The following is a 12,047-nucleotide window of genomic DNA, read 5'->3' as shown; positions in this document are numbered from 1 at the left end:
TTTCTTGCTATGCCCCATTGGTGAAATTTTTATTTTTTACAGGAACTAGACCAGGAGAAGCATTTGCGCTGACTTGGGGAGATATCAGCAATGACTGTTGCCGGATCAACATTAATAAGTCTTGCAATGTTCACAGAATCCGCAAGGGAACAAAAAACGGCAAGAAGAGAGTATTCCCCAGCGAGCCAGGGTCAAAACTCCAACGGATGTTATTAAACCACCGTCCCGAATCATACAATCCCTCTGATTTGGTGTTTCTGAGTAAAGCTGGTAGTCCAATGAACAGTGGCGTAATGTTTAGCTTCTGGCATGAGTGGAAATCGAACCGAGGAGAAAAAACTTACAAATACCCTGGTGTAGTCAAGTCATTGGCTGATGAAGGTCATATTCCGTACCTGAAACCCTACTCTACTCGCCATACTTTTGCCACCTGGGCAATTAGCAGTGGTATCAGTCCCGATAAAGTAGCCTTGTGGATTGGGGACACCGTAGAGACTGTTTTGAAATACTACTGCCATCCAGAAATAGTTAGTGCTGAGTGTCCAGACTTTTGATTTTGCTACTCAAATGCTACTCAAAACGGTAGCCTTAAGGTGGCAGTTTAATTCACTCCCACAATCATTATGTTGCCTAAACCCAAGCGATATTGGACACCACAGCACTGGGCAAGTTGGAAGCCATTTGGTATTGGCGAACAGTATCCCAATAACTATTGGGAGGTATTTCGGGCGATTTGGCTGTCACGGCATAAATTACCTTATGCGTGGAATATTCTCAATCAAGGTGTGTGTGATGGCTGTGCTTTAGGCACAACAGGAATGAAGGATTGGACATTAGATGGGATTCATCTCTGCAATGTGCGGTTGCGGTTGTTGCAGATGAATACAATGTCAGCGTTAGATCCCCAGATCCTAGCAGATGTATCGCCATTACAAACACAAAAAACTTCCCAACTCCGGGATTTGGGGCGACTTCCTTACCCGATGATGCGCCAACGTGGAGAAAAAGGTTTTCGTCGTCTTAGTTGGGATGAAGCTTTAGATTTCATTGCCCATCGTATCCGCGCCACCACACCAGACAGGCTAAGTTTTTATATTACTAGTCGCGGTACGGTCAACGAAACTTATTATGTGACTCAAAAAGCTGTCCGAGCAATGGGTAGTAATAATATTGACAATGCCGCCCGGATTTGTCATTCTCCGAGTACCGCCGCCTTAAAAACATCTTTAGGCGCGGGGGCGACAACTTGTTCTTATAAAGACTGGATAGGTACGGATTTATTAGTGTTTATTGGTTCTAATGTCGCCAATAATCAACCAGTTACCGTCAAGTATCTTCACTACGCCAAAAAAGCCGGCACCAAAATTGTGGTGATTAATACCTATCGAGAACCAGGAATGGAACGCTATTGGGTTCCTTCAATTGTGGAAAGTGCTTTGTTTGGGACTAAATTTGCCGAAGATTTCTTTTTGGTAAATACTGGCGGTGATATGGCATTTTTGAATGGAACCGTCAAGCATTTGATTGCTTATGGATGGGTCGACAAGTCATTTATCGACAGTTACACCACAGGTTTTGCAGAACTCCAAGCATCTCTAGAACAACAATCTTGGGAAGAATTAGAAAGGCTTTCCGGCGCATCTCGCTATGAAATGCAAGCCTTTGCCCAAATCATTGCAGCTGCTAATAAAGCGGTGTTTGTCTGGAGTATGGGCATTACGCAGCATGAATGCGGTGAAGATAATGTCCGCAGTATTATCAATTTGGCACTGACTAAAGGTTTTGTTGGGCGAGAAGGTTGTGGTTTAATGCCTATTCGTGGTCACTCTGGGGTGCAAGGTGGTGCAGAGATGGGATGTTACGCCACGGTGTTTCCTGGTGGTAAACCGATTAATTCAGAAAATGCTGCTGATTTAAGTCAAAAATGGGGCTTTGATGTACCAAGTACCAGAGGTTTAATTGCACCGGAAATGATTGATGCTGCTTACGACAAGCAATTAGATGTGTTGTTTTCTGTGGGCGGGAATTTTTTAGAGGTTCTACCAGAACCAGATTATGTGGAAGGTGCTTTGCAAACTATACCTCTGCGGGTACATGCTGATATTGTGTTATCTAGCCAAATGTTAGTGGAACCAGCAGATACCGTAATTTTATTACCTGCAACCACTCGCTATGAAGTACCGGGGGGTGTGACGGAAACTTCTACAGAACGGCGAATCATTTTCAGCCCAGAAATTCCTGGCCCCCGTATTGGTGAGGCGCTACCAGAATGGGAGGTGTTTGTGGAATTAGCAAAACGGGTGCGTCCAGATTTGGCAGAAAAGATTCATTTTGAGAATACGGCGGCGATTCGGGAAGAAATTGCTCAAGTTGTGCCATTATACGCTGGGATGCAACACTTACAGCAGGCGGGCGACCAGTTTCAATATGGTGGTTCGCATTTGTGCTTTGGCTGGAATTTTGCCACAGCTGACGGGAAGGCACACTTTACAGTTTTATCGCCTGCACAAAAGGAAATACCAGAAGGCTGCTTTTTGGTAGCGACACGTCGGGGTAAGCAGTTTAATAGTATGGTGCAAGAACGCAAAGATGCCATTACTGGGGCTTTGCGCGAGGCGGTGTTAATGAATGCGGTTGATGCTGCTAAGTTGAATTTAAAAGATGGAGATCAGGTCATTTTAAAAAATGAATTGAGTGAGTTAACTGGCAGAATTTATCTAGCACCAATTCAGAAAGGAAATTTACAAGTTCATTGGCCAGAAGGGAATGTATTGCTTGATAAAAGTAAGCGATCGCTCGAAGGAGTCCCAGATTACAATGCTGTCGTAAGGCTGGAAAAACTCACCTAAATTATCTTCCAGAAAATTAATATGTTAGGAGCGATCGCAGGTGATATCATCGGTTCGGTATATGAAGTTAACAATATTAAAACCAAGGATTTTCCCTTATTCGATAGGCAATGTCGTTTCACCGATGATACTGTGCTAACTGTCGCAGTAGCGGAAATGATTCTCGATGGTGCAGACTCACTCGACAGTAGTCAATACATCGAGCAGTTTAAGTCTTATTTCCGCCGCTATCCCTACGCTGGTTATGGCAGTACTTTTAGAAGTTGGGCAAACTCTAACGATAGTCAGCCCTACAATAGTTGGGGTAACGGTTCGGCAATGCGCGTTAGTCCCATCGGCTTTGCTTTGCATGACTTAGATACTGTCCTGGAAGCCGCTAAAAGTTGTGCTGCTGTGACTCATAATCATCCTGAAGGTATCAAAGGCGCTCAAGCCACAGCCGCAGCTATATTTCTAGCTCGCACAGGTGCTGATAAACCAGCAATTAAAGCTTATTTGCAAACTACCTTTGATTACGATTTAGAAATTACCCTGGACGAAATTCGACCAAATTACAAGTTTGATGTTTCTTGTCAAGGTTCCGTTCCCCAAGCAATTATCGCCTTTTTAGAATCAACTGATTACGAAGATGCAATTCGGAATGCAATTTCTTTAGGTGGTGACAGTGACACCATTGCTTGTATTGCAGGTGGTATTGCTCAAGCATATTATCATGGCTTACCCCCTGCGATCGCTGACCAAGCACTATCTCATTTAAATGATCATTTATATACAATTACTCAAAGGTTTATGTTGCAGTACTGTAACTAGTGCAACAAGGCTGAAGTTCTGACTCAGCACTCAGCCGTAGCTTTTTGAGTTAACAAATACTCATACACTACACACACAGTCAACCAAATTAAACCTGCGGCGTAACCAGCAATCACATCACTAGGCCAATGTACTCCCAAATACAACCGACTAAAACCAATAGCCAAGATTAAGATTACCGTCAAAGTGAAAATCTGCGATCGCCATTGGGGAAATTCTTGGGATAAGGAATAGCCGATGCAACCATACACCACTATTGACACCATTGCATGGCCACTGGGAAAACTGTAATGATTCACATTAATAATGTAATCCCACAATGCCGGACGCGCCCTGACAAACAATTCTTTCAACAGAAAATTTAAGCTGATTCCACCAACTGCTGCCATCCCAAAGGTAGTAGCTTGGAGGTAACGGCGGCGATGCAGCAGAATTGCTTCCCATGTTAAACAAGTCAACAATAGCAGTGGTGGTTCAGCGAGAGAAGTGATACCCACCATAATTTTGTCTAGTAAAGGCGTGTGGAGTTTTTGAATCGCTAATAAAATCTGGGTGTCTAAATTATTGGTGTTTAAGATAGCTGTCCCCAAGGATAAAGCCGAAAAAGCTGCGGCTACGGGGATGATTTGACTCCGCGATTGAGTTATAGCAGCATTTGACTGCACAAATAAAGTAATACTTTTACTGGGAATAAATTCTGGTGCGGTACTGGGAGGTAATTGTTTATGACTTCTTGTGTAGTCTAGAACAATATTTTGTAGCATCCAGGCGATCGCATTTGGACTAAAATCTGGCTGAAACAGTACCAACACATTGCCTGTTAAATGATTTGCATTGGCTTGCAAAATTCCTTCTTGCTGGGGTAATCGCAATTCTAGATATTTTTTGAGAGTTAGAGAATCAAGCAGTCCCTTGACTTTATATCTAGCTCTACCTTGGATAGAAGTATGTAAGGCTCGAATCAAAGAACTTTCCCCCAGAAGACTGCCAAAATCAGTGTTCATGTTTCTGCTTCACAAATTTTTGTACTAGTTAGCAAAGTCAAGAGAACTGAAAAATCCCTTGCTCACATCGTATCAAGCCTTTCCCACTCTTCACGCCTGATCACAATAGTTATCGAAACATAAATTTTGTGGGCAAATTTTGACAAGTAGTTGATAATTGCGTCAAAGTATCATCAGGAGGAAACATGAGTTTCTATCGTAGTCGGAAAATTGTCGCAGCGTTGTTAATCTCAGTATTATTACTGACAACCGCTTGTAGTCCCAAAACCCCAGGACGGTTTGACCAAGCGCAACAAGAAAGTACTAAACAAAAAAGTGGTCAAGCAGTTGCTAAGACTGCTACCCAGGGAAGTGAATTTAACAAGTTATTCCCCAAATCGGGTGGTGGTTACGATAGCGTATTCACCCAAGAGAAAAAAGGCTTTGCAGAAGCCAAGCTGAAAAAAGCTGGTAAAGAAGTAGCGACGCTATCAATTTCAGATACCAGCAGCACCCCAGAAGCAGCTGCCAAATTCTCTAAAAGTACCAAAAAGATTGCTGGATATCCGGCTGTAGAACAAGGAAAAACCGCAACGGCAGTTTTAGTAGGTAAATATCAAGTCAAAGTTATCTCTAAGGGTACAACATTGACAGCCAGCGATCGCGCTGATTGGATTAGTAAATTCAACCTGAGTGGTTTAGCCAAACTTAAATAATCGCTACTCAAAATCTTTAGACACATAGCATTCCATAAGTTAGGACTATGTTTGTGGCTGAAACTCTTGAAACATTGAGTTACTACTCAGCACTTTGGCATAACAATTGCAACCAAGAGAGGAGATTTTTGTGAACAAACCTATTTTTGAATTAGTTGATCAACTACCCACTGGTGGTTTAACTGTATCTGTGTTGAAGGCTTTAGATTTTGCGGCTCCTGGTGAGTGGCAAAATACTGTTGGTTTTGTGAACACCATCAAAACTGTGACTGGTGAAGAAGATGAAAGTTTAATTCAACAAATTGGCGAACGGGCGATTTATCTGTATAATGACCGTTCTCAAGGCTATCAACGCGCAATGTGGCTTTATCAAACAGTTGATGGTACTGATAAAGCCCTCGGTGCAGCAGCTTTAGCCAACAAAGTCGGTGAAACAATTCCGCTTTTGGGTTTTCTCAACTCGATAACTCCCAAACCAGATAAAGCACAAACCATCGATTTGGCTTTAAAAGTAGTAGCTGAATTGGTAGCTTTCTGCCAAATTAATGGCATTCCTGGAGACAGCATCGGCGATTTTGTTGGTGCTTTAGGAGAGTATAGTGGTGAGTCACTCATCCGCTTGGCGGCATTAGTTTGTATTGATGGCATCATACCTTTAGGGCCAGATTTCATTCAGAAAGCACTATCTTTTATCAGTACCCTTAATCCCCAGGAACTATCACAAAATACGACTTTCAACACCATTCAAGATGCAATTCCTGGTAACGGTACTGGCGGTAAACTCGACTTTATTGGTCAAAGTCTTGATTCAGTCAAAGGTTGGATAGGTGGGTTTGTTAGCCAAAATAATTTAACTCAACAAACTGTTACCAGTCACTTGAAAAGTTTTGTAGAGTTCAGCGACGACAAGTTAGATTATTTGGCAGCTTTCTTAGATGTGTCTACCAATTATTATGAGCATACAGGCACACAAACTTTAGCACGTCGTTTAATTGAACGCGCCGTTGCTGAAATTTAGCTAACGTCAATATCAGTCATTAGTTATGGTTATTAACAAATGACCAATGACTAATGACTATTGACCAACTATAGATTTAAATTTTCTGCGATCGCGTTCAAATAAGGCTGAAAAATTACTAAATTTTCCAATTTTTCAAACTTACCTGTTACCGCACCAGGGTCAAAAGCTGTACTAATGATATAAAGTGAATTTCCATCAAAAGCCGCATAACTAATATATTGCTCTTGTAACCCACCTTCAGCTTTAATTCCTGTAAAACCATAGCGGATTCCTGGTAACTGACTAATTGATATTTCTTCTAATGGATGAGTTGTAAAAATCAGTTTATTGCCGTTACTTTTCTGACGGTCTTTACTCAAAGAAGTATAATAATCTTCCGCCCAAGCTTTCAAGGCGGTGATAGCTTTGCTGTGGTTAGCCGAATTTTTATAATCTAATTTTGAGTCTGGGAGAATGCCTGCATCGGCAAGATGCTTTTGCAAGTTGGGATTTTTACTCACTTGAGCAACACTAATCTCGACTGTACCTAAAACTTCACCTTGAGCAGATACACACAATAAAGGGGCATTTCCCTGACAAGGAATTACTTGCCAGCCACTAGGCACGACAATATTTTTACCTAAAACTTTTTGCCACAAATTTCCTGCTGTGGGCTGAGAAGTTTCTCCCGCCGCAGTTTGAGTAGCTGTCTTGGATGTCGGTGCGGCTTGGTTCTTGGTTTCTACTTTAGTTCCAGTAACGTAGGGAAGCACAAATTTTGCCCCCACTGGCATTAACAAAAGTAAAATTACAGCGATAAAAAGATGATAAACACGCAACATTTTGGGAAAATCCAGGGGCAGAAATTACCGAATTAGGCTACAGAATATAACATTTATAGAGCTTACGCACCAAAATTATTTATGGAGATTGGGTGTAAGGGTTTTGAACACTACACCCTTACAGATAAGTCGAAAGTAAAATAATTTTTGACTTTTAACTTTTGACTTCTCCTATCTCTACCTAAGCCTGATTAAAAATCATCATCATAATTTCGCATCGTTTTCGGGTCAGGCGCAAAGGCTAACCACAAAGGAAATTGCAGTATACCTAAACTGATTTGTTCTTCGGAATCATCAATGATAATTAAAGGTAATTGATTGGCTTTTACCAAACGGTCGGCTTTTTGGGCTAAAGCGTCTGCTGCTTCAAATAAGACAACGCCCCTGTCAGGGCCAAAATCTGGGCGACCGATACCCAAACAGTCTTGCAAACCCCGCCGCCATTCACCCAAGCGTTCTGGTGTGTTGGCTAAAACCAAAGTACGGACGCGATCGCCATACAATTTATGTAATATCGAAATAATCGCCGAAGCAATCAAAGTATTCTGCAAACGGCTACCCATCGTCCGCAAAGCACCCCGTCCCCCTTGACCAAAAAACCAATTCGAGACTCGTTCTGCATGAACAGGTTCAAAGGTGCGGCGTAATTGCCAAGCCGGGCCATAATAATCCGGTTTGTTGCGATATTGGTCAATCAAGCGGCGGACTTGCTTACTCGTTTCTTGAAACTGCTGTTGAGCAAATTGGGGTGTAATTGCTTCTGGTTCGGCGGGTTTAGCTTCTTTAACAGTTGGCTTTTCCCGTTCTCTAACTTCTGGTACCAGTTGTAACTGCTCGGCGGCGACGGCTAAGTCTTGTAAGCTACCAGTCAGATAATCTTTAAAACCTTGCACACGAATAGCCAAATCTTGCGATGCACCAGCAAATGTGGTTCGCATTTCGTTGCGGATGCGTTCTTGGCGGCGTTCTAACTGTTCTACAGAAATTTGCAGGGCTTGTTTACGTTGTTCTAATTGTGCTAATGATTCCTGCACAATGCGCCCTAGTGAAGTTTGCGTTTCACTTAATTGTGTTTGCAGCGTGTTGTAAGTTACTTGCAAACTCGCAATTTCGGCTTTGAGTGCAGCTTCAGTTTCTTGCAACTGAGCTAACCTTTGCTCTGCATCTGCGTATACTGATTCTGTTTTTAACCCTAATACAGTTGTCTCAGTTGCTAAGGGAAATTCTGGGGCTGGTTCATCTGTCAAACTAGCCAATTCTATACTTGTGTTGCTGGGTTCTGCGTCAACTGCTGAAGCGGTTGCTTCTGGTTCCAGAACTGACTCTACAGATGAATTGTCTGGGTTGTCTGTTGTCGGGTTTTCTGGTTGTATTTGCTCTAACCACTCATCTATTGGTTCTGGAGTTGGAGATGACTCAGGGTTCATAAACAATAATCTAATTCCTAGACGCGGATAAATTTTTTGGTTATTTGTCAATAGTCATTGGTCATTGGTTATTTGTGTATGATTCAAAACTGTTAACCATTGACTATTGACTCAGACTTAAATACGGGGACAGCGTTCTTCCAAACAGGTTTTTAAGGTGTTGGGGTCGAACAAAATTGGTAAAAAGTGAATACTGTTAATTTCTTTAAAATAAAACAGAACCGGAAACCCATTCCAGAATATCCGCCAGTTTTGCCATTCTCGGTAGGGAAAACGCCGAATTAACTTTTCACCTCTGTAAATATCTAAGTCGGTGGCAGTAAATTGCAAGCGTAACGTTACAGTTTGAAACAAAAGAAACAACCCAAAAACTGCGATCGCTCCTCCCACCAAAGGTTGCACAATTACAATGGGAATCGCTGCCAGCACCAATACAACAGGGATATTGTAACTAGGTTTGAGTTCCACTGTGGCTGTAGAATTAGGCGCAAATGAACTGGTCACTGTTTCAAATCCTGTTTCGGTAGTAGACATCTTTTTTATTTTAGGATTAGGGGCTAGGGACTAGAGACGAAAAAATAATTTTTACAGTACTTAATTTTGCCTCTCACCTCTAACCTGTAACCTGTAACCTGTAACCTGTAACCTGTAACCTGTCACCTCTAATTTAAAACCCCTTCACAAACGCACTACCCGCACCTTGAAACATCAACCACGACAAAAAGAAGTTGCTAACAAATATCAGTAGCAAAGCAGTCACCACAGCAGTCGTCGTTGATTGTCCTACACCTTTAGCGCCGCCTGTAGTTGTCAAACCCCAACTGCATCCAACAACTGCTATTAATAAGCCGAAACATACAGCTTTTACTAAAGCACTACCAATATCCCAAGTGTCTATTAGGTTGCGGGCAGAGTCTAAAAATACTGTATCAGCCAGTCCGTATATATGAGTGGCAATGATCAAGCCGCCGAACATCCCGGTGACTAACGACAAAAGTGTTAAAACTGGCAACATTAAACAGCAAGCAATCATGCGCGGAATCACTAAATAATCGATGGGGTCTGTTTTTAACACCAACAGCGCATCAATTTGTTCTGTCACTCGCATTGTACCGATTTCTGCGGCAAAGGCAGAACCAACCCGCCCCGCTAAAATCACGGCTGTGAGTACTGGTGAAAGTTCTCTGGTTAAAGCCACCGCCAATACACCACCCACAAGATTACCCGCACCAAAGTTAATAAACTCTCGCGCTACCTGAATGGTAAACACAGCACCCACAAAAATTGCAGTTAACAAAGCAATAAATAAAGAGTCTGGCCCTACGGCTGCCATTTGCTCTAAAGTGTTACGCCAATGAATCTTGCCGCGCAGCAGGTGAACTATTACTTGTCCACCCAGAAAAATCGCTGCCAGCAATCGCTGACCCCACGCTGCTAAACTGGAATTAGATGTAATCTGGCTCAATGTTCTGTAGCTAACTCGGTAATTGCCTTAAGAATAGCGAAAGTTTATAGCCAATAGTCAATAGTAATTTCTTAATACTCCCCACACTCCCCATCCTCCCCACACTTCCCACACTCCCCACCCTTCCCACACCCCCCACCCTCCCCAAACTCCCCACTCCCTCCGTGAACGTTAACTTACTTTAAAGTTACTCTCATAAAATAAAGCTCTACTTATATATGTTTACAATGTGTGGTATTTAGTAGAGATAAGCTCAAACCCTGAATTAGCAAAGATTTTATCGCTGCTCAAGTTGATTTTTCTTTGAAGCAGCTTGTGTTGTTACTGTCTGTTTTTTTAATGAAAACTTAAGATTTTTGACAGATTGGCCTCCAAGGGGCGATCGCACGTATTGTAGAAGATGAAAGATAGTTATTGGGCTGTTGTGCGTTGTCTTCCTGGAGGTTGTCTTTCATGGCTTTTTTGTTGAACTTTCTGCGTTCCTTATTAGTGACGGTTATTTTTAGCTTTGTTGCACCAATATTTTTCGTAGGCGGTATCTTGTTACTTTTAGCTGTGATTGGTTATTTGCCAGGATTACAAACAATCACAGAAGCTAGTGCCGCCAGCATATTACATTTTCTGGCGATTTTTGGTAATGGTACACCCCTACGCGGGCTAGTAATCATCGGTTTAACCTGGAGTTTTGTCGGCGCATTATTTGATTCTTATGCGTATTATCGTTGTCAAATTCTTCGCATAGATTCTTAAAAAATTGCGTAAATCGTCAGGTTTAAATCTGCTAGAAAAAGTTTAAAAATCAACTAGAATAAGCGTTTGAGATTTTAAAGCCCATCCTATTCGGGATAGGGATTATAAATTTAACTTGTAAAATTAATTACTTAATTATTAATCATCACAGTCGGAGTTGGGCAGAAATTAGCAACTGCGATCGCAAAATTGTTCACAAAAAAGCCCATAGCCCCCAGACTGAAGTTTGGGGCTAGATAAACTATGCTTGAATAGCGGAATGCCCATTTATTTTAAGCTCTGGGCATTTTATAGTGGGATAATATACGAGGTTTTTTGACTGCTCATGGTTTGGCCGTTTAAATCCAAGTTTCGTAAACAAATTGCGCGGATTGAAATTACAGGTGCGATCGCAAGTGCAACTCGCAAACGTGTATTAGAAGCCCTCAAGACCGTAGAAGAAAAGAAATTTCCAGCTTTACTTTTACGCATCGATAGCCCTGGGGGAACAGTAGGCGATTCTCAAGAAATATACAGCGCCCTGAAGCGACTGCGCGAAAAAATCAAAATTGTTGCTAGTTTTGGTAATATTTCCGCCTCCGGTGGAGTTTACATCGGTATGGGAGCCGAACACATCATGGCTAACCCCGGAACCATCACCGGTAGCATTGGTGTAATTCTGCGTGGTAATAACTTAGAACGCTTGCTTGACAAAATCGGTGTTTCTTTCAAAGTCATTAAGTCAGGGCCTTACAAAGACATTTTGGCATTTGATCGGGAATTAACAGAACCAGAACAACACATTCTGCAAGAATTGATTGACACCAGTTATCAGCAGTTTGTCCAAACTGTCGCCGAGGGTCGTTCTTTAGCCGTAGAAACTGTGAGAAGTTTCGCCGATGGCCGGATTTTTACCGGGCAGCAAGCCTTAGAATTGGGTGTTGTAGACCGCTTAGGAACAGAAGAAGATGCGCGTCGGTGGACAGCAGAACTAGTCGGTCTCGACCCCGAAAAAACCCCATACTTTACCCTCGAAGAACCCAAACCTTTGTTAAGTCGGATTCTACCGGGGAGTCGTCAGGTTTCATCAAGATTAGGTGCTGGTGCTGACTGGCTAGAATTTGAAATTTCTACTAGTGGTCTGCCATTGTGGTTATATAGACCATAAATGTCATTGGTTATTGGTCATTAGTCATTAGTAAAGGACAAATGACTAATAACAAAGG

At 42.2% G+C, this 12,047-nt stretch carries 12 protein-coding genes; 7 read left to right on the top strand and 5 right to left on the bottom strand.

The annotated features are described in order from the left end of the window. The 3 genes from H6G28_RS25015 to H6G28_RS25005 form a co-directional block, all read left to right on the top strand. Positions 1-554, top strand: a 554-nt coding sequence (locus H6G28_RS25015) for a tyrosine-type recombinase/integrase (protein ID WP_190675102.1), incomplete at its 5' end; no start/stop codon positions are given. Between the two features lie 69 nt (positions 555-623). Then, positions 624-2,849 carry an FdhF/YdeP family oxidoreductase gene (locus H6G28_RS25010; RefSeq protein ID WP_190675099.1) on the top strand — a complete coding sequence of 742 codons (2,226 nt, stop codon included), beginning with the start codon at positions 624-626 and terminating at the stop codon, positions 2,847-2,849. A 21-nt stretch (positions 2,850-2,870) separates the two neighbouring features. Further along, positions 2,871-3,659 (top strand): ADP-ribosylglycohydrolase family protein, encoded by a 789-nt coding sequence (locus H6G28_RS25005; protein WP_190592356.1) that lies wholly within the window; start codon positions 2,871-2,873, stop codon positions 3,657-3,659. Between the two features lie 23 nt (positions 3,660-3,682). On the opposite strand, the gene H6G28_RS25000 is transcribed toward H6G28_RS25005, so the two are convergent. Beyond that, on the bottom strand, positions 3,683-4,663 hold the full coding sequence (locus H6G28_RS25000; RefSeq protein WP_190592357.1) for a phosphatase PAP2 family protein: 981 nt from the start codon (positions 4,661-4,663) through the stop codon (positions 3,683-3,685). Between the two features lie 185 nt (positions 4,664-4,848). On the opposite strand from H6G28_RS25000, the gene H6G28_RS24995 reads away from it, so the two are divergent. Continuing rightward, positions 4,849-5,358: a hypothetical protein gene (locus H6G28_RS24995; protein ID WP_190592358.1), complete on the top strand. Its 510-nt coding sequence runs from the start codon at positions 4,849-4,851 to the stop codon at positions 5,356-5,358. Between the two features lie 130 nt (positions 5,359-5,488). Then, entirely contained in the window at positions 5,489-6,376 is an 888-nt protein-coding gene (locus H6G28_RS24990; RefSeq protein WP_190675096.1) for a hypothetical protein, read from the top strand. A 68-nt stretch (positions 6,377-6,444) separates the two neighbouring features. Here the strand turns inward: H6G28_RS24990 and H6G28_RS24985 are convergent, their stop codons facing one another. From H6G28_RS24985 to H6G28_RS24970, 4 genes are all read right to left on the bottom strand, one after another. After that, complete coding sequence (locus H6G28_RS24985) at positions 6,445-7,200, bottom strand: hypothetical protein (RefSeq protein ID WP_190592360.1); 756 nt, start codon at positions 7,198-7,200, stop codon at positions 6,445-6,447. 191 nt (positions 7,201-7,391) lie between these two features. Further along, entirely contained in the window at positions 7,392-8,627 is a 1,236-nt protein-coding gene (locus H6G28_RS24980) for a DUF3086 domain-containing protein (protein WP_190592429.1), read from the bottom strand. Positions 8,628-8,744: 117 nt separating this feature from the next. Continuing rightward, positions 8,745-9,161, bottom strand: coding sequence for a DUF3119 family protein (locus tag H6G28_RS24975; RefSeq protein WP_190592361.1), 417 nt, complete (start codon positions 9,159-9,161; stop codon positions 8,745-8,747). 133 nt (positions 9,162-9,294) lie between these two features. Next, entirely contained in the window at positions 9,295-10,092 is a 798-nt protein-coding gene (locus tag H6G28_RS24970) for an MlaE family lipid ABC transporter permease subunit (RefSeq protein ID WP_190675093.1), read from the bottom strand. A gap of 453 nt (positions 10,093-10,545) precedes the next feature. Between H6G28_RS24970 and H6G28_RS24965 the strand changes: the two genes are divergently transcribed. Both H6G28_RS24965 and sppA read left to right on the top strand, forming a co-directional pair. Beyond that, a complete protein-coding gene (locus H6G28_RS24965; RefSeq protein WP_190592381.1) occupies positions 10,546-10,842 on the top strand; it encodes a hypothetical protein in 297 nt (98 codons plus the stop codon). A gap of 325 nt (positions 10,843-11,167) precedes the next feature. After that, positions 11,168-11,989 (top strand): signal peptide peptidase SppA, encoded by an 822-nt coding sequence (gene sppA / locus H6G28_RS24960; RefSeq protein ID WP_190592382.1) that lies wholly within the window; start codon positions 11,168-11,170, stop codon positions 11,987-11,989. Positions 11,990-12,047: the final 58 nt, after the last annotated feature.

Source organism: Nostoc sp. FACHB-190, from assembly GCF_014696905.1.
Taxonomy (GTDB): Bacteria; Cyanobacteriota; Cyanobacteriia; order Cyanobacteriales; family Nostocaceae; genus Nostoc_B.
The sequence above is the reverse complement of the archived record's forward strand: the minus strand, read 5'-3'. Positions and strand labels throughout refer to the sequence as shown.